This is a genomic window from Nocardioides jejuensis (assembly GCF_004337475.1).
Lineage (GTDB): Bacteria > Actinomycetota > Actinomycetes > Propionibacteriales > Nocardioidaceae > Nocardioides > Nocardioides jejuensis.
The window spans coordinates 90955-108120 of sequence record NZ_SJZJ01000016.1 but is presented as its reverse complement, the minus strand read 5'-3'; the positions used below and the strand labels follow the sequence as shown (position 1 = coordinate 108120).

At 71.2% G+C, this 17166-nt stretch carries 20 protein-coding genes; 10 read left to right on the top strand and 10 right to left on the bottom strand.

Going from position 1 to position 17166, the window contains the following annotated elements:
- Positions 1–223: 223 nt before the first annotated feature.
- Positions 224–2026 carry an AMP-dependent synthetase/ligase gene (locus EPD65_RS10630; RefSeq protein ID WP_131583935.1) on the bottom strand — a complete coding sequence of 601 codons (1803 nt, stop codon included), beginning with the start codon at positions 2024–2026 and terminating at the stop codon, positions 224–226.
- A gap of 81 nt (positions 2027–2107) precedes the next feature.
- Between EPD65_RS10630 and EPD65_RS10625 the strand changes: the two genes are divergently transcribed.
- Genes EPD65_RS10625 through EPD65_RS10615 form a run of 3 tightly spaced genes read left to right on the top strand, consistent with a single transcriptional unit; the run spans position 2108 to position 4175 of the window.
- Complete coding sequence (locus tag EPD65_RS10625) at positions 2108–2539, top strand: SRPBCC family protein (protein WP_131583933.1); 432 nt, start codon at positions 2108–2110, stop codon at positions 2537–2539.
- 17 nt (positions 2540–2556) lie between these two features.
- Entirely contained in the window at positions 2557–3747 is a 1191-nt protein-coding gene (locus tag EPD65_RS10620; protein WP_131583931.1) for an ArsA family ATPase, read from the top strand.
- On the top strand, positions 3744–4175 hold the full coding sequence (locus EPD65_RS10615) for a hypothetical protein (protein ID WP_131583929.1): 432 nt from the start codon (positions 3744–3746) through the stop codon (positions 4173–4175). The genes EPD65_RS10620 and EPD65_RS10615 overlap by 4 nt, the downstream gene beginning before the upstream one ends.
- Positions 4176–4182: 7 nt before the next feature.
- On the opposite strand, the gene EPD65_RS10610 is transcribed toward EPD65_RS10615, so the two are convergent.
- Together EPD65_RS10610 and EPD65_RS10605 are read right to left on the bottom strand one after the other, a co-directional pair.
- Positions 4183–5379 (bottom strand): pilus assembly protein TadG-related protein, encoded by a 1197-nt coding sequence (locus EPD65_RS10610; protein WP_131583927.1) that lies wholly within the window; start codon positions 5377–5379, stop codon positions 4183–4185.
- Positions 5376–5792: a TadE/TadG family type IV pilus assembly protein gene (locus tag EPD65_RS10605; RefSeq protein WP_131583924.1), complete on the bottom strand. Its 417-nt coding sequence runs from the start codon at positions 5790–5792 to the stop codon at positions 5376–5378. Before EPD65_RS10605 ends, EPD65_RS10610 begins: the two co-directional genes overlap by 4 nt.
- A gap of 107 nt (positions 5793–5899) precedes the next feature.
- On the opposite strand from EPD65_RS10605, the gene EPD65_RS10600 reads away from it, so the two are divergent.
- Positions 5900–6877 (top strand): ROK family protein, encoded by a 978-nt coding sequence (locus tag EPD65_RS10600; protein ID WP_207891507.1) that lies wholly within the window; start codon positions 5900–5902, stop codon positions 6875–6877.
- Here the strand turns inward: EPD65_RS10600 and EPD65_RS10595 are convergent.
- Together EPD65_RS10595 and EPD65_RS10590 are read right to left on the bottom strand one after the other, a co-directional pair.
- The gene (locus EPD65_RS10595; RefSeq protein WP_131583921.1) at positions 6874–7299 is read right to left on the bottom strand and encodes a hypothetical protein; all 426 of its coding nucleotides are present in this window, start codon (positions 7297–7299) and stop codon (positions 6874–6876) included. The genes EPD65_RS10600 and EPD65_RS10595 overlap by 4 nt on opposite strands.
- Positions 7296–8063: an alpha/beta hydrolase gene (locus tag EPD65_RS10590; RefSeq protein WP_131583917.1), complete on the bottom strand. Its 768-nt coding sequence runs from the start codon at positions 8061–8063 to the stop codon at positions 7296–7298. Before EPD65_RS10590 ends, EPD65_RS10595 begins: the two co-directional genes overlap by 4 nt.
- A 75-nt stretch (positions 8064–8138) precedes the next feature.
- Between EPD65_RS10590 and EPD65_RS10585 the strand changes: the two genes are divergently transcribed.
- From EPD65_RS10585 to EPD65_RS10565, 5 genes are read left to right on the top strand one after another with little or no spacing between them, the layout of a single operon-like run.
- Positions 8139–8888 (top strand): lysophospholipid acyltransferase family protein, encoded by a 750-nt coding sequence (locus EPD65_RS10585; RefSeq protein ID WP_131583914.1) that lies wholly within the window; start codon positions 8139–8141, stop codon positions 8886–8888.
- Entirely contained in the window at positions 8869–10014 is a 1146-nt protein-coding gene (gene macS, locus EPD65_RS10580; RefSeq protein WP_131583911.1) for a MacS family sensor histidine kinase, read from the top strand. Before EPD65_RS10585 ends, macS begins: the two co-directional genes overlap by 20 nt.
- Positions 10011–10514 (top strand): flavin reductase family protein, encoded by a 504-nt coding sequence (locus EPD65_RS10575; RefSeq protein WP_131583908.1) that lies wholly within the window; start codon positions 10011–10013, stop codon positions 10512–10514. Before macS ends, EPD65_RS10575 begins: the two co-directional genes overlap by 4 nt.
- Before the next feature lie 10 nt (positions 10515–10524).
- Positions 10525–11172: a response regulator gene (locus tag EPD65_RS10570; protein ID WP_131583905.1), complete on the top strand. Its 648-nt coding sequence runs from the start codon at positions 10525–10527 to the stop codon at positions 11170–11172.
- Complete coding sequence (locus EPD65_RS10565; protein WP_131583902.1) at positions 11169–12026, top strand: hypothetical protein; 858 nt, start codon at positions 11169–11171, stop codon at positions 12024–12026. Before EPD65_RS10570 ends, EPD65_RS10565 begins: the two co-directional genes overlap by 4 nt.
- A 76-nt stretch (positions 12027–12102) precedes the next feature.
- On the opposite strand, the gene glpK is transcribed toward EPD65_RS10565, so the two are convergent.
- The 5 genes from glpK to EPD65_RS10545 all read right to left on the bottom strand — a co-directional run bounded on the left by glpK (position 12103) and on the right by EPD65_RS10545 (position 16287).
- Positions 12103–13569, bottom strand: a complete 1467-nt coding sequence (gene glpK, locus EPD65_RS10560; protein WP_131583899.1) for a glycerol kinase GlpK — start codon at positions 13567–13569, stop codon at positions 12103–12105.
- A gap of 39 nt (positions 13570–13608) precedes the next feature.
- A complete protein-coding gene (locus EPD65_RS10555) occupies positions 13609–14268 on the bottom strand; it encodes a hypothetical protein (protein ID WP_131583897.1) in 660 nt (219 codons plus the stop codon).
- Positions 14269–14438: 170 nt separating this feature from the next.
- Positions 14439–15311, bottom strand: a complete 873-nt coding sequence (locus EPD65_RS10550; RefSeq protein WP_131583895.1) for an SCO6745 family protein — start codon at positions 15309–15311, stop codon at positions 14439–14441.
- Positions 15308–15484, bottom strand: a complete 177-nt coding sequence (locus tag EPD65_RS16300) for a hypothetical protein (protein WP_165872972.1) — start codon at positions 15482–15484, stop codon at positions 15308–15310. Before EPD65_RS16300 ends, EPD65_RS10550 begins: the two co-directional genes overlap by 4 nt.
- A gap of 551 nt (positions 15485–16035) precedes the next feature.
- The gene (locus EPD65_RS10545; protein WP_131583893.1) at positions 16036–16287 is read right to left on the bottom strand and encodes a hypothetical protein; all 252 of its coding nucleotides are present in this window, start codon (positions 16285–16287) and stop codon (positions 16036–16038) included.
- Positions 16288–16616: 329 nt separating this feature from the next.
- On the opposite strand from EPD65_RS10545, the gene EPD65_RS10540 reads away from it, so the two are divergent.
- Entirely contained in the window at positions 16617–17141 is a 525-nt protein-coding gene (locus tag EPD65_RS10540) for a hypothetical protein (RefSeq protein ID WP_131583891.1), read from the top strand.
- The last annotated feature ends 25 nt before the right edge of the window (positions 17142–17166 follow it).

Sequence of the window (17166 nt, the reverse complement as noted above, 5' to 3'; positions counted from 1 at the left end):
AAATAGGTGACCATGACCGGACGACTCGGTTTCCCTCCCAGAACCGTCCCGTCAGCAACTCCCTCCCGAGTTGCGTGGATCACAATGCCTCATCTGGAGAGGATCAGTGACCATCCGACCGACATATGACCCATTTGGACTAGACCGGTCTCCCCAGTCGGGTAGTCCGGGGCGGTCTCCGGGTGGCTAGCCGTAGGTACGACGTCAGCCGCCGGGGCTGGGGTCAGCGGCCGTACAGGGCGGCGACGTCGCGGCGGAACTCCCGCATCACGACCGCGCGCTTGAGCTTCAGGGACGGCGTCAGCTGGCCGCCCTCCTCGGTCCAGTCCTCGGGGAGGATCGTGAACTTGCGGATCGCCTCGGCCTGGCTCACGGCACTGTTGGTGGCGTCGACCGCGCGCTGGACCTCGGCGCGGAGGTCGCCGTCATCGACGAGGGAGGCGACGCTGCCGGACTTGCCGGCGGCCTCGGCCCACTGTTCGAAGGTGTCGGGGTCGATCGTGACAAGCGCACCGATGAACGGCTCGCCGTCGCCGACGACCATGCACTGGCTGACGATCGGGTGCGAGCGCAGGCGGTCCTCGAGGACCGCGGGCGCGACGTTCTTGCCGCCAGCGGTGACCAGCAGCTCCTTCTTCCGGCCGGTGATCCGGACGAAGCCCTCGTCGTCGACCTCGCCGACGTCGCCGGTGTGGAACCAGCCGCCCTCGCTGGCCGGATCGAGGGCCTCCGCGGTGGCGGCAGCGTTCTGCCAGTAGCCGCTGAAGACCTGCGGTCCGCGGAAGAGCAGCTCGCCGTCGTCGGCCACCCGCACCGCGGTGCCGGGGAGGGGACGACCGACGGAGCCGACCTTCTGCGCGGAGGTCGAGTTGACGGTCAGGGCGCCGGACGTCTCGGTCAGGCCATAGGCCTCGAGGACCGGGATGCCGATGCCCCGGTAGAAGTGCCCCAGTCGCTCACCGAGCGGAGCGCCGGCCGAGAACGCCCAGGTGCAGTGCCCGCCGAGGCGGGCGTGGATCCGGCCGTAGACCAGGCGGTTGAAGAGCGCGTGCTCGGTGCGCAGGCGCAGCGGCACCCGGCCGTTGGCGTCCTGGGCGCGCGACCAGGCGATGGCGGTCTCGACGGCGCGGTCGAAGATCCGGCCCTTGCCGTCGGCCGCTGCCTCCTGCGAGGCGGCGTTGAAGAGCTTCTCGAAGACCCGCGGCACGCCGAAGACGAACGACGGCTCCAGCTCGCCGAGGTACGCCGAGAGGTGGCGGATGTCGGAGGAGTGCGCCAGCTTTACCCGCGCCCGCATGCAGCCGAGCTGCACGACGCGGGCGAAGACGTGGGCCAGGGGGAGGAAGAGCAGGGTGGCGCCGGCGTCCTCGGTGAAGATCTCCGGCAGCTCGTTGGTCGCGAGGGTGATCTCGCTCATCAGCGACCCGTGCGTGAGCATGCAGCCCTTGGGTCGGCCGGTGGTGCCCGACGTGTAGACGAGCGTGGCCAGGTCGCCCGGCCGCGCCTGCGTACGCCGCGCCTCGAGGTCGGCGTCCGGCACCGAGGCACCGGAGGCGGCGAGCGAGGCGAGCGCGCCGTCCTCGATGGTGAACGTGGTGGCGGTCGCGCCCGTGGCGGCGACGCGCTCGGCGTGAGCAGTGGTCTCGACGACGACGATCGTCGCGCCCGCATCCTCGAGGATCCAGCCGAGCTGCTCGACGGACGAGGTCTCGTAGACCGGCACGCTGACCCCGCCGGCGTACCAGATGGCGTAGTCGAGGACGGTCCACTCCCAGCGCGTGCGCGAGAGGATCACGATGCGGTCACCGGGCTGGGCGCCCGCGGCGATCAGACCCTTCGCGACTGCCGACACCTCGGCGTGGAACGCCGCAGCGGTGACGTCGCTCCAGGCGCCGGACGCGTCGCGGCGCGCGAGCACCGCCGCCGCAGGGTGCGCGGTGGCGTTGCTGACGACGTCATCGGTCAGGTTGCCGAGGTCGCTCGCCTGGGGAAGCGCAGACGTCGGGGGAGTCGAGAACTCGCGCACGGGCGGCACGTTACCGGCGTCGGGCGCACCGCGGGTATCCGGTACGGTTGCCGGACCCGCCTGCCCCACGGAGGATTCCTGATGGCCGAACAGACCACGTCGTCGATCGTCGTCGACGCGTCGCCGGGCGAGGTCATGGCCGTCATCGCCGACTTCGCGGCGTACCCCGTCTGGGCCAAGGGCGTCATGAGCGCCGACGTGGTCTCCGGTGAGCCGGGTCAGCGTGCCGAGACGGTGCACTTCGAGCTCGACGTGCCGCCGATCCGCGACGCCTACACGCTCACCTACACCTGGCACGACCTCGACGTCTCCTGGACCCTCGCCGAGGGCCGGATGCTGCACCGCCTCGACGGCTCCTACGTACTGAAGCCGGTCGACGAGGGCACCGAGGTGACCTACAGCCTGTCGGCCGAGCTCGCGATCCCGATGATCGGCATGATCAAGCGCAAGGGCGAGAAGATCCTCATCGACACCGCGCTCAAGGGGCTCAAGAAGCGCGTCGAGTCGCTCTGACACGGGGTCCTGGAGCAGTGCGCATCCTGCTGTTCACCGGCAAGGGCGGCGTGGGCAAGTCCACGACGGCCTCGGCCACCGCGGTCGCGTCGGCCGCCTCGGGCCGCCGGACGCTGATCCTCTCCACTGACGCCGCCCACTCGCTGGCCGACGCGTTCGGCACCTCGATCGGGCCGACCCCGACGCTCGTCGCTGACAACCTGTACGTCGAGCAGGTCGACGCCCAGCGTCTCTTCGAGGAGTCCTGGGCCGACATCCAGCGCTACCTGCTCTCGGTCCTCGACGCGGCTGGTGTCGACCCGGTCGCGGCCGAGGAGCTCACCGTCATCCCCGGCGCGGAGGAGGTGCTGGCACTGCTCCAGCTCCGGCGCCACGTCCTCTCGGGCGACTGGGAGACGGTCGTCGTCGACTGCGCCCCGACCGCCGAGACGCTCCGGCTGCTCGCGCTCCCGGAGGCGCTCGCCTGGTACATGGAGCGCGTCTTCCCGGTGGGTCGCAAGGCGATCAAGGCGTTCCGACCGCTGCTCACCAAGGCCGTCGGCGTACCGCTGCCGGAGGACAACACGTTCGACGCGATGGAGCGGCTGCACGCCGAGCTCGACGAGGTGCGCCAGATCCTGTCCGGCCCCGAGGCAAGCGTCCGGATCGTGATGACCCCCGAGACCGTGGTCCTGGCCGAGGCGCGCCGCTCCTTCACGACGCTCTCGCTCTTCGGCTACCGCGTCGACGGTGTGGTCGCCAACCGGATCTTCCCGGCGATCGGCCCGGATGAGGCTGCCGGTGGCGGCGACAGCTGGCGCGCCGGCTGGGTCGCTGCCCAGACGAAGGTGCTGGCCGAGACGGAGCAGTCGTTCGAGGGGCTCCCGCTGTGGCGCTCGGAGTACCACGCCGCCGAGCCGGTCGGCGTCGAGGCGCTGGCTGCCTTCGCCCGTGCCCTGTACGCCGACAGCGACCCGCTCGGCGTACCGACCGGGCCGGGGCCGCTGCAGGTCGCCCGTACCGAAACGGGGGCGGTGCTGCGCCTGGCGCTGCCGTTCGTGGAGCGCGGCGACGTCGACCTGGTGCGCCACGGAGACGAGCTGGTGCTCACCGTCGGGTCCTACCGCCGCCTCTTCACGCTGCCCGCCGGGCTCACCCGGTTGGACGTGACGGGCGCGAGGGTCGACCATGGAGCGCTGCAGGTTCGATTCGAGGAGAGGCAGTCATGACAGAGCAGACTGGCGAGACCGGGGCCCCGGGCGGGCCCGAGGTCGGGTCCGTGGCGGAGGAGACCGCCAAGCTGCTCGGTGCGCTCTCCGGCTGGGCCAAGGAGCACGGCGCGGACGCCGGCGCCGGCCTGGGCGCCGGTCTCGGTGGGGTCTTCCAGGAGGCCAACGCCCACTTCGCGACCGGTGGCGAGGACTGCAAGTACTGCCCGCTGTGCCGCGTCGTCCACATCGTGCGCGAGAGCAGCCCGGAGGTGCGCACGCACCTCGCGATCGCCGCCGCGAGCATCGCCCAGGCCGCATCGGCGGTCCTGCAGGCCGCTGTCCCGGAGGAGGCGAAGGCCAGCGGTGGCCAGCACGCCCGCCGCGATCCGGTCGAGAAGATCGACCTCGAGGACGACTTCGGTCCCTTCGACGGCCCGTTCGGCTGATCCGGACTCACTCGACCAGGCGCACCCGCCGCAGGCCCCCGTCGCAGGTGGTGTCGCCGAGCGCGCACCCGGTCTCCTGGGTGCTTCCCGAGGCGAAGAGCGTGCGGGCGACGAGCAGCAGGTAGCTGGTGTCCGTCTCGTCGGCCATCAGCGCCGAGGCGGCCGCGCTGGCCGGGGTGCACACACCGATGCCGCTGCTGTAGCGCTTCTTGAGCTGCTTGCCGAAGTGGTAGCCGCACACGGTGACGACCACGACCCGCTGGACGGGGAAGACCGCGTGCGTGCCGGTGCCGGTGAACGTGGGCCCACACGTCGCGGGCCCGCAGAAGACGGGCAGCCCGATCGTCCTGCCGGAGTCGATGAGCGCGGCCCACGCGTCCCTGACCTGACCCGCATCCGGCTGGCCCGGGTCGCCCGACAGGCACGAATACGGCGGAGCCGTCGATGCCGTCGGGCACGCCGAACGGAGCAGGTTGCCGAGCGCGGTGCCGGCGAGCCCGCCCTGCCCGCTCACCGCCGTGATCGGCAGCGAGCAGCCGTTGCGGATCTGCGTGGCGAGCTGCGCCTGGCCGTTGCCGCCGTCGTCGTCGCTCTCGCCGGGGCAGTCGAGCGTCCACCAGTCGCCGGGGGTCGGCGGCAACGGACAGGTCGACGGGGGAGCCAGCCCGATGCCCGGCACGTACGCGCGCCAGACCGATCCCGGGGTGGCGTCCGCCGGGATGTCGGCTCCGCAGATCGCCAGGGGACGCAGGCCGTTGCCGCCCGGTGACACCTCGACGGCAGCGCCGGCGCGCACGGCTGCCGTGAGAGCGTCGCCGGCACCGGCCAGACGTCCGAGGTACGTCGGGGTGTCGCCCCGGACGGTGTAGCTCACCCGGAGGGCTCCGCCGGTGCAGGTCACGCTCAGTGTTCCGGTGGCGGAGGTCGTCAGGCTCGACCGGTTCGCCGCGAGGTAGCGATCGGCGGCTGCGCGGGCCGTCGCCTCCGGCACGGCTGCACGGAGGTCGGCACAGGTGCGCCCGGCCCCGTCGGCGTACGTCGCGGCGGCGGCGAGTGCACCGGCGTCCGCTGCTGTCTGGAGCGCCATCCGCGAGGTGTACGCGACGCCCAGGTCGACGCTGAAGGCGCCGATCGTCAGCAGCGCCACGCTCAGCAGCGCCGTCATGACCGCGATGGCGCCACCCTCGTCACGCCGCCGGGTCATGAGTACTCGCAGCGGAACTCGCCGTGCCCCGAGATCGTGTACGTCGAGGGCACGCCCGGCAGGAAGAACGGCACCGGCCACTCGTGGGTGTAGGTCAGGCCCACGGTCACGGCCTGCCCGGGAGTCGATCCGGCACAGACGCCGCCCGCCGGGCAGGGGGTCACGGTAGGCGTCACTGACGCGCCGCTCATGCCGATCGACGTGGCGGATGCGCGGCCGGTGTCCTTCACCTGCGCGCAGGTCAGACCTGGTACCGCGCCCTGCCGGGCCGCCTCGCGTGCCGCGTTGTTGAGGGCCAGCGTCTGCCCGAAGACGATGCCGAAGTCGATGATCGCGAACACGATGGTGAGCAGCAGCGGCAGCACGAGCGCGAACTCGACTGCGGCGGCTCCCGACTCATCCCGACCGGCCATGCTTCGACGGTAGGAGCGGATCGGCGGTGAGCGGGGCCGGTCGACACTGGTCTGGTCCGCTTGTGCACGGGAATCTGACCGGTTGGCCGACACGGCAGACTGTGCGCGTGAGCGAACCGGTCTGGGTGGGCGTCGATGTCGGTGGCACGAAGGTGCTGGCAGGCGTGGTCGACGGGGCGGGCAGGATCACCGCAACTGCCCGGCGTACGACGCCCGGGCGACGGGTCGACGCAGCCATGGTGGAGGACGCCCTGACCGAGGCCGTGCTCGAGGCGGCGGACGGGCGCCCGCTCGCCGGAGTCGGTGTGGCGGCGGCGGGCTTCGTCGACGCGGCGGGCGAACGGGTTCGCTTCGCCCCGCACCTGCCGTGGCTCGACGAGCCGGTCCGGTCGCGGCTGGCCGCACGCTGGGGCGCGCCGGTCCGCCTGGAGAACGACGCCACCGCCGCGACGTACGGCGAGCTGGTGCTGGGCGCCGCCCGCGGCTACGGCCACGTGGTCATGGTCAACCTCGGCACCGGCCTCGGCGGCGGCATCGTCATCGGCGGCCGTCTCTACCGCGGCCACAACGGCATGGCGGGGGAGTTCGGCCACATGCAGGTCGTGCCGGGCGGGATCGCCTGCGAGTGCGGATCGCGTGGCTGCTGGGAGCAGTACTGCTCCGGCCGGGCCCTCGAGCGCGTCGCGCGCGCCGGTCTGGGCAGCCGCCCGTCGATGCTCGAGGAGATGTGTGGCGGCAACGCCGAGATGCTCACCGGCCCGATGGTGTCCGACGCGGCCGGGGCAGGCGACCTGCTCGCGCGGTCGGCGTTCGCGGAGGTCGGGGAGTGGCTCGGTGTGGGCCTGGCCAACCTGGTCGCGGCGTTCGACCCGGAGGTCGTGGTCGTCGGCGGGGGCGTGTCCGAAGCCGGTGACCGGCTGCTCGAGCCGGCCCGGGTGGCGCTCGAGCGGTCCCTCGTGGGGGCGGGGCACCGGGAAGTCCCGGCGGTCGTGCCGGCGCGGCTCGGCAACGCAGCCGGGCTGATCGGCGCCGCCGCCCTGGTCCGTGACGCGGTCCTGGGGGAGTCCCCGGACGAGGACAGCTAGACGCGGGCTCCGTCGTCGTAGGGGTCGCGGGGCTCGTTGCGCATCGTCGCCACGAGGAAGACGAACCCGCCCAGGAACGAGATGATCAGCAGCGTGCTCGCCCACGACGGCAGCGTGATGCCGAGGATCAGGAAGAGCAGGAAGACCGCGGGGGCTCCGATCACGCCGCACCACGCGATGAGCCGCGGAGGCTCCGGGAGCTGCACCTTCGGCGGCACCGGAGGCACGAAGCCCTCCTCCGCGTCGGGCGTGAACGGGACGGGGTTCCAGGTCTCGGCGGGCTCGATCAGCGGGAGTGGCTCGAAGACCGCCTCGGGTGCAGGAGTGACGGTCTCGGCCTCGGGCACCTCAGCGGCCGCCGGCGCCTCGTCGTAGCGGGCGACGATGTCCGCCCAGAGCTTGTCCTCGTCTCCCTGGGTCACACCGAAAGCCTACGCAGGAACGCCAACGACTCCGCGAAGAGGTACGGCGCATCGTTGTCCAGCGTGGCCACGTGGAAGCTGTTGGTCAGGATCTCCTCGCGCACGTCGCCCGACCCGACGGAGCCGAGGATGATCCGCCCCGAGCTCGGGTCGACGACGTGGTCGACGGAGGAGCGGAAGAGCAGCAGCGGCGCCTTGACGTCGCCGAGACGGGGACGGAGCACGGCCCAGCCGGCCAGCATCGAGGAGAGCGCGCGCAGCGGCACCTTGGCGTAGCCGTGCTCGTCGACGCCCGGCTTCTTGATGTCGTTGCCGATGCCGGGGAAGCCCTTCGCCACGCGCTTGAGCACCGGAAGTGCCTTCAGCCGCGCGTCGGAGGAGTTGACGGCCGGGTTGACCAGCACGAGGCCGGCGACGTCGCCCGGACGGTCGGCCGCGAGGTTCAGGGCGAGGCCACCGCCCATCGACAGGCCGAAGACGAAGACCTGGTCGCACGTGGTGCGCAGCCGCGCGAACGCCGCCGTCAGCTCGGCGTACCAGTCAGCCCAGGTGGTCGCGTTCATCTCCTGCCACGTGGTGCCGTGTCCGGGCAGGCAGGGGACCTCGACGGCGTACCCGTGCTCGTGGAGGAAGTCCGCCCAGGGGCGCATCGAGACCGGTGATCCGGTGAAGCCATGGCTGAGCAGGACGCCGATGCGTCGGCCGCCGGTGAGCTCGGGGTTCGCCGGAGCCGACCAGGCAAGCGGGTGGGACTGGATGACCATGCCGATGATCCTGCCCTACGGGCCTGCCCGGCGGGAGCCCTCTGCTGCACGTCGCGGATGCCCTAGGCTTCGCATGTGCGCGATTCCCTTCCGTTCTACTCGTTCCTGAAGTACGTCGCGGTCGGTCCCTGGCTGAAGCTCTTCTTCCTGCCCAAGGTCTCCGGCCAGCACAACGTGCCGCGCGAGGGAGGCGTGCTCCTCGCGGGCAACCACCTGTCGTACTTCGACTGGCTGTTCGTGCCGAACTCGCTGCCGCGCATGGTGCGGTTCGTCGCCAAGGCCGAGTACTTCGAGGGCGTCGGGATCCGGGGCAAGCTGAAGAAGTTCTTCTTCACCAACACCGGCAACGTCCCGATCGACCGCTCCGGCGCCAGCGCTGCCGAGGGTGCGCTGATCACCGCGAAGCGGATCCTCAACGAGGGCCACATCTTCGGCATCTACCCCGAGGGCACGCGCTCGCACGACGGCCGCCTCTACAAGGGCAAGGTCGGCGTTGCGGTCATCGCCATCGAGACCGGCGTCCCCGTGGTGCCCGTCGCCGTCAAGGGCACGGACAAGCTCGCCCCGCAGGGCAAGAAGTTCGGTCGCTGGACCCGCCCGGTCATCGTCTTCGGCGAGCCGCTCGACTTCTCGCAGTACGCCGGCCAGCAGGGCGACCGCGAGGTCCTCCGCAAGGTCACCGACGAGATCATGGACCGCATCCAGGAGCTCTCCGGTCAGGTCTACGTCAAGGACACCTACGCCGCCGACGACAAGGCGGCGCAGAAGGCTGCCCGTGCGGCGGCCCGCGAGGCTGGCGAGACCGATGGCGGCTCGGCTGCCTGACCCCACGTCCGACCATGCCGTCGCGGACGGCATGTCGCGTGTGCTCTTCTGGCTGCGACTCGTCGTCACGGCCAACATGGTCGGCTTCGCCGCGGTGCGGTGGGAGACGATCCAGCGCCCGGTTGCCGCGGTGGTCGTCCTCACGCTCCTCGTCTGCTGGAGCGGCTTCGTCTCTTGGGCGTACGCCGACGACCGCCGCCGCACGTCCGGCCTCCTGGTCGCTGACCTGGCCGTCGCGGTCGGGTCGCTCGTCGCGACGCCCTGGCTGAAGGGTGACCACTTCGGTGCGACGATCCCCGGCTTCTGGGTGATGACCGTCGTGCTGGTGTGGGCGGCGTACCGGGGCGCGCGTGGGGGACTGGTTGCGGCTGTCGCGATCGCCGCCGCGGACCTCGGCATCCGTTGGCCGCACATCACCGAGTCCAACTACGGCAACGTCTTCCTGCTGCTGATCGGCGGGCCGCTGCTCGGTCGCCTCGCGTCGGCGCTCAAGGATCTCGCCCGGCAACGCGACCAGGCGCAGCGCGAAGCAGCGCTCGCCGAGGAGCGCGCCCGCCTCGCGCGGGCCGTGCACGACGGCGTGCTGCAGGTGCTCGCGCTCGTGCAGCGACGGGGACCGGAGCTCGGGGGCGACGGCGTCGACCTGGGTCGGCTGGCGGGGGAGCAGGAGTCCCGGCTGCGCGCGATGCTGCACGCCGGCTCGCAGACGACTGTCGTCGGCTCCGGCGTCGCGGATCTCGGTGCCGGGATCTCTGCCCTGGCCACGCGCGCGACGCCGGTCGTCGAGGTGTCTGTGCCGGGCACCGCGGTGCTGCTGTCGGCGTCCGCCGTCGACGAGCTGCTCGGCGCGGTCAACGCCTGCCTGGACAACGTCGCGCGCCACGTCGGTGAGTCCGCGACGGCATGGGTGCTGCTGGAGGACCTCGAGGACTCCGTGGTCGTCACCGTCCGCGACGAGGGCCCCGGCATCGCCGTCGGGCGCCTGCAGCGTGCGGCGGAGCAGGGGCGGATCGGCGTCGCCGGGTCGATCGTCGGTCGCCTGCGCGACCTCGGCGGCACCGCAACGCTGAGCACGGGCGTCCACGGCACCGAGTGGGAGCTCGACGTCCCTAGGGTGGTGTCGTGACGATCCACTCCACGCACCCGTTCGCCATGCCGGAGGACGCCGCCCGGCGCCTCCGCGGTCGGCTCGGGGGCACCGTCTCGCTCTGGACCGCTGGCAGCGGGGCTACTCGCGCGGGGCTCACGGTCTCGAGCCTGATGGTGGCGACCGGCGCTCCGGCGTACGTCGTGGGGTTGCTGGACCCGGACTCCGACCTCTTCGACGCGCTCGAGACCACGGAGCGCGGCGTCGTGCAGCTGCTGCGGTGGCGGCACCGCGAGCTGGCCGAGATGTTCGCGGGAGCGACGCCGGCGCCCGGGGGAGTCTTCCGGCAAGCGGAGTTCGACGAGAGCGCGTGGGGGCCGGTCCTCGCCGATGCCACGACCTGGGCCGGTGTCGTGCTGGAGTCGGTCGTGGAGGTGGGCTGGTCGATGCAGGTGACCTGCCGCATCGAGCACGTCGTGCTGGGCGAGGAGCCCGACCCGCTCGTGCATCGACGTGGTCGCTACGTGCCGATGGCCTAGGTTGCTGGTCATGGGAGATCAGCCGGTGCGGGTCATGGTCGTGGACGACCACCCGATGTGGCGCGACGCGGTCGAGCGGGACCTCGCAGCCGCGGGGTTCGAGGTCGTCGCCGTCGCGTCGACCGGGCGGGAGGCGCTGGCCCGGTGTCCTGCCGCGCGTCCGGACGTCGTCGTCCTCGACCTGCAGATCCCTGAGCCCAACGGCGTCGAGGTGACGCGTGCGATCGCTGTCGAGGGCGGCCCCCGGGTCCTCATCCTGTCGGCCTCGGGGGAGCAGGGGGACGTGCTCGAGGCGGTGAAGGCAGGGGCGACCGGCTACCTGGTGAAGTCGGCCTCGCGTGCCGAGCTCGTCGATGCTGTCGGAAAGGTCGCAGCGGGCGCGGCCGTCTACACGGCCGGCCTGGCGGGACTCGTGCTGGGCGAGTTCCGGCGGATGGAGACGTCTGCCGAGCCCGCGGCCGAGGACAACGTGCTCACCCCGCGCGAGACCGAGATCCTGCGGATGGTCGCCAAGGGCCTGTCGTCGACGCAGATCGCGGAGCGGCTGGTCCTGTCGCACCGCACCGTCCAGAACCACACGCAGAACACCCTGCGGAAGCTGCAGCTCCACAACCGGGTCGAGCTCACCCGCTACGCGATCGAGAAGGGCCTGGAGTGACCCTGCTCGAGGAGGCGGAGGAGATCTACGGCCTCGGACTGGGCGAGTTCACGGCTGCGCGCGATGCGCGTGCCCGGGCGCTGAAGGCCACCGACGCCGAGCTCGCCGGTGCCGTCAAGGCGCTGAAGAAGCCGTCGCTCGCCGCCTGGGTCCTCAACCTGCTGGTACGCCGCGAGCCGTCGCAGGTCGACCAGCTGGTCTCGGTCGGCGCAGCGCTCCGCGACGCCGCAGCATCCCTCGATGCGACCCAGTTGCGTGCGCTGACGGCGCAGCGGCGTCAGCTGACCGCTGCCGTGACCACCGTGGCCCGGCGCCATGCGCTCTCCGAGGGTCAGAAGGTGACCGAGTCCGTCGCCACCGAGATCGAGGCGACGCTGACGGCCGCCATGGTCGACGCCGGCGCGGCAGCCGCGCTGCAGTCGGGGCTGCTCGTGCGGGCCTTCGCGACGACGGGTGTCGACGACCTCGACCCCTCGGCGTACGTCGCGGTGGCTGACGCGATCGGTCACGTCGCGTCGTCGGTGCCAGCGACCCTGCACGCCGTACCCGACCCGTCGGAGGCAGAGCGGCGCCGTGACGCGAAACGGGCCCTCGCCGTCGCCGACAAGGAGCTCCGGATCGCGCGTGAGGCGCTGACCCGGGCGGAGGTGCGGCACCGCGGTGCGCAGGCCCAGGCGCTGCAGGTGGAGTCCGAGATCGACGAACTGAAGCGCCGGCTGGCGGAGCTCGAGGAGCGCGAGGAGTCGGCTCAGACCGCCGTCGAACGCGCCGCTGTTGCGGTGGAGGACGCGCAGGAGGAGGTCGCCGCGGCCGAGGGTGCCCGGGACGCCGCCGCTGCCAAACTGTCAATCTGACAGTTTCGCCGGATCTGACAGTTCGGAACTGTCGCGGGGAGCCAAACTGTCACGCTGGCAGGTTGGCGGCCGCGGCTCAGAGCAGCGCCCAGCCCTTGGAGCGCTCGACTGCCTGCTGCCACCGGGCCCAGGCCCGGTCGTCGCGTGCACCCGGCTCGAAGCGGCGGTCCAGCTGCCACGTCTCGCGCAGGTCCTCGGTCGATCCCCACAGCCCCGTGCCCAGCCCGGCGAGGAACGCCGCACCCAGCGCCGTCGTCTCCACGATCCGCGGCCGCTCCACCGGTACGCCGACCTGGTCGGCCTGCACCTGGCAGAGCAGGTCGTTGGCAGCTGCGCCACCGTCGACCCGGAGGCTGGCGAGCTTCTGCGGAACGGTCTCGAGGACATCGCGCACCTCGAAGGCGATCGCCTCGAGCGTCGCCCGCACGAGGTGACCCCGCGTCGTGCCCCGGGTGATGCCGAGGATCGTGCCGCGCGCGTGCGGGTCCCAGTGCGGGGCGCCGAGGCCGGTCAGCGCCGGGACGAAGACGACGCCCTCGCTGGACGCGACCGCGCCGGCGATGGCCGCCGTCTCGGCGGCGGTGCCGACGATCTGCAGGCCGTCGCGGAGCCACTGCACGGCAGCGCCGGTCACGAAGATCGCGCCCTCCAGCGCGTACGTCGTCTCGCCCGCGGGGGAGCGCCACGCCGCGGTGGTGAGCAGTCCGGCGTCGGAGCGTTCGATCGTCGTACCGGTGTTGGTGAGGAGGAACGAGCCCGTGCCGTAGGTGCACTTGGAGTCACCCGCGTCGAAGCAGGTCTGGCCGAAGAGCGCCGACTGCTGGTCGCCGGCCAGGCCCGCGATCGGCAGGCTCAGACCGCAGAAGGTCCGCGGGTCTGTGGTGCCGATGACACCCCAGTTGGGGACCAGTTCGGGGAGGGCGTCGCGCGGTACGCCGAAGAGGCCGCACAGCTCATCCGACCAGTCGCCGGTGGTCAGATCGAAGAGCAGCGTGCGACTCGCGTTGGAGACGTCGGTGACGTGGTGCAGGCCGCGGGTCATCCGCGCGATCAGGTAGGAGTCGACCGTGCCGATCGCGTAGCGCCCGGACTCCACGAGCGCCCACGTGTGCGGCTCGTTCTCCCGGATCCAGGTCAGCTTGGTGCCGGAGAAGTACGGGTCGAGCCGCAGGCCGGTCAGCTCGCTGACCCGCGCCTCGTGGCCGTCCGCCTTGAGGCGTTCGCAGATCTCCGCCGTACGACGGTCCTGCCAGACGATCGCGCGGCGCGGCGAGCCGAGGGTCTCGCGGTCCCAGAGCACGATCGTCTCGCGCTGGTTGGTGATGCCGATGCCGGTGAGCGTCGACTGGTCGATCTTCGTGAGCACCTCGCGCGTCGCCTCGAGAGTGGCCTGCCAGATCTCCTCCGGCGTGTGCTCCACCCACCCCGGCTGCGGGAAGTGCTGCGCGAACTCCTGGTAGCCCTTCGCGGCGATGCTGCCGTCGGGATCCACCACGACGGCGGTCACACCCGTCGTGCCTGCATCGATCGCGAGAACGCTCATGCCCGCGACCCTAGCGAGCCGCGGGCATGAGCGCGTGGATCAGAGGCGCTTGCCGGCCGCACGTGCCTTGATCACATCGATCGGATCCTGGTGAGCTGTGCGGTAAGAGGCGCCCGGCACGGAACCCTTCAGATTGAGGCACTGGGCCTGCGCGTAGATCGCGTCGCTGGCCGTGCCGTCAGGAATGGTGGCGCTGTCCGGAGCGGTGCTCGATGCGACCGCCCAAACCCCCGTGTCGACAGGCTCGCTGAGCCACAGCGTGCCGCCAGGCGTGTCGTCCTCGCCGCCACCGCCGGTGAGCACCGTGCCGGTCGGGCAGGACGCGTAGGCGAAGAGGGCCTCGGCGTACGGGTCACCATCGGGCTGGTCGCTGTCGAGGTCGATCCAGACGCCACCATCACTCCAGATGGTGCCGGTCTGGCCCGACGCCTTCACGAACGACGTCGAGTCGAGGCCGTCGAGCTTGTCGGCGTTGAGGTTCGTGACCTTGGTGGAGCTGCTGACCTTCAGGGGCGCGGTGCCCGACTTGGAGGTGAGCGACAGGGCGGTGCCGGCGGAGTTGGTCAGGCTGGTGGTGGCACCGGCCGAGTTCGACTTGCCGAGGAGGAAGGTGCCGCCGGTCGCGGCGTACGCGGTGCCGCTGCCGAGGATGAGTGCAGTGACGGCGCCGGCGGCGAAACTCGCCTTGGAGAGCTTCATGAGCGTCCTTTCGGGGTTGGGGGACCGTCAGAACGCTAGGCGCCCGGTCTGGACATTTCTGGCCAATGTCCCGATCTGGACGCCGGGCAGCGGCCAGTCCCACCGGTAGCAACGCGTGACACGCCGCAGGTGTCGGCGTGTCGGGGGTCGCTGTTGTGGCAATTGGCCCTTCAGGCGCCGACGTCGTCGAGGTCGATCCCGATCGGTGACTTCGTCGGGATGTCGCCGGACGCGATTACGGCGCGCGTCACCGGAAGGAGCAGGTCCGCCAGCTCCTGGACCTCGTCATCCGACAGACCCGAGTACGCCGACGCGGCGAGCTCGTCCGTACGTCGCTCGATGCTCGCCTTCAGCGCGCGCCCGGTCGCGGTGAGCTGGTCGCCGTCGGTGAGGCCGCGTGCGGCGAGGTCGTCGAGGATCGAGGACCACTCGGGTTCGCCGAGCTGGCGCGACGTCTCGTACAGCGCCGCCGGCATCTCGGTCGCGAGCGCGTGCAGGACATGCGACGTGCGGCCGCCGATGCCGGCTTCGACGAGGGCGTTCACGTGGCCGTCGCCGCGGTGCTCGCGGAGCAGGGTCGCGGCGTGCCAGAGGCGCGCTAGCGGCTCTGCCGGCTCGGGCAGGGCGAGGTTGGCGGCGAAGAGCGCGCGCCCCTCGGCCGGAGCCGTGCGTGCCGCGCGCAACCCGAGCTCAGCAGCTCGCTCGACGGCGGGGGAGTCGGCCGCGTCGCCGAGCACGCGGCGCAGCGTTGCGACCGATCCGCCGAGGCGTGCAGCGAGCGCGGCCTCCGGGGGAGCGAACCTCCACGCATCGGGCAGCGCTCGCGCCACGTGCCCGGCGGTGAAGTTGTAGAACAACCGCTCCACGACCTCGGGTCCCGCAGGGCCGAGCGGTGCGGCACGTCCGGCGAAGTAGCCCATCCAGAGCCCGCGGTAACCGGCCGCGCTGAGTGCAGTGAGGGGCTCGGGGGAGAAGTACGTGACGGCGTGGATCGGCTCGAGGACCTGCCACAGCCGACGCGCGGCCGCAGGGCGGTCCGTCACCAGCGCCCGCCGTTGCCGCCCGACCAGGGGTTGAGCGCCGGGTCGACACCCGCCGGATGCTCCTGGCGTTCTGGCTCCTGCCGACGCGTGCGGAACACGCTGACCAACCACGCAACGACGATCAACGCCGCCACTGCGAGGCCGACCAGCATGACGATCGTGTCTGCTCCCATGCATCGATCATGGGAGCGGCAGGCCGGTACCGCAAGGTTCCACTGACCTCGCCGAACGCGTTGGGCGCGGTCCTTGCGACCGTTTCCAACCTGGCGCCACCAACCCGTGCCATTCTCGGTTCATGGAGTGGCGAGCCGGGGAGCGCCATCGCGTCGCGATGGCCGTAACGCTCGTCGCGTTGTCAGCAGTCGTTGCGTGCTCAAGCGAGGCACCCGTCGGCCGCCCGGCGGAAACGACCGCTACCGGGGTGCCGACCGCTGCCGCGGACGTTGCTGCGCCCTGTCGGACGCTCGCCTTCCGCGGCGCTACGTATCGGCTGTATCAGAGCCCGCCCGACATCGAGCCCGGTGTAGGTGCACCGCTCGGAACGGCTCACGGCCAGAAGTGCGGTGCGAATCGATCCATGGAGATCCGCGTCTTCACCTACATGGAGGAACCCGTCGCCGCAGCGATCACGGCGCGGGAGGGCCCGCGAGCGTTTGTGTACGCGCGCGACGAGTAGTCGCTGAACCGAACGCGGCCGATGTGTGCGTTGCCGAACGACGCCAGGTCAGCCCACGGGCTGGCGCTTGCGCTCCAGACGGTTCCAGTTGAGCACGAGCAGCGGTCCGACGATCGGCACGAGGAAGAGCACGATGACCCCGAGCAGGCCGAACGGCAGCCGTGCCTTGTTCGTGAAGATCAGCGCCAGGACGACGATCAGAAGCAGCGGCTGGAGCAGGAACACCACACCGAACACGATCTCCGGGAAGGCAGGCATCAGAGGCGAGAGTGCTTCGGTGGATTCTTCAGCAGCGAGCATGGCAGTGACCGTACTCGATGCCGCTTGGGGTCTGCACACACATTCGCGCGACCGCTCCCGGAGCAGGATCTCGCGAGAGTGGGAGCCGACCGAAGGCCAGCCCCCACCCAAGAGCTCCTGCCGATGTGGTCGGACCACTGTTTACGGATCACGGTCGCAGCACGGGAAGACCCGCGGAGCCCGTCCGCCCCAGGAGCGAGGCGAGACCCCAAGGGTCGTAGAAAGCCGACCGGGGTCGCAACCGCCTTTGTGCTCGTCAGGCCGCCGAGGAGTCGCACAGATGACGACGTACGACGGCCACGGCCGCGCATCGCGAGTAGCCTCGAAAGATGGATCGGCAGGCCACGACCGCGCGACAGGTCTCGCCGCTGTTCTGGTCCGTCGGATCGGTGTACGTGCTTGTCGTAACCGTCCTGGCCGCGTCGGGATTCATCATCGACTCGACGCCGCCGATCCTGCTCGCCGCGTTTTTGTCGCTTCCCGCAAGCGCTATCGCCTTGCCCGGCTTCTACATGGCGTACGGCCTGCTCGCACTCGTGCCTGGGGCGAATCCCTCAGTGATTTCCAGCTCGACACGGTCATGCACCGCGGATGGTGTGTGCAGCCGGTCGACGATCGGTGACCAAGCAACCTGGTTTGTGGTGACAACAGATGCGATCGGTGTGCTCGCGTTGACCTGCGCGGCACTTCTCAACCTGCTTGCCATCAAGATCCTCGCCGACCGTCGACGGTCTGGAGTTCGATCAGCGCTCCCTCTGCTGATAAAGGGCGAGGCCCCAGGCAACGCCCTTGGCGACGGCGCCAGTGATCAGGAACGCCGCACCCACCGCGACGCCGGCCCAGCCGACGAGTGACGGCAGTTCTCCTTCAGTGAGGGAC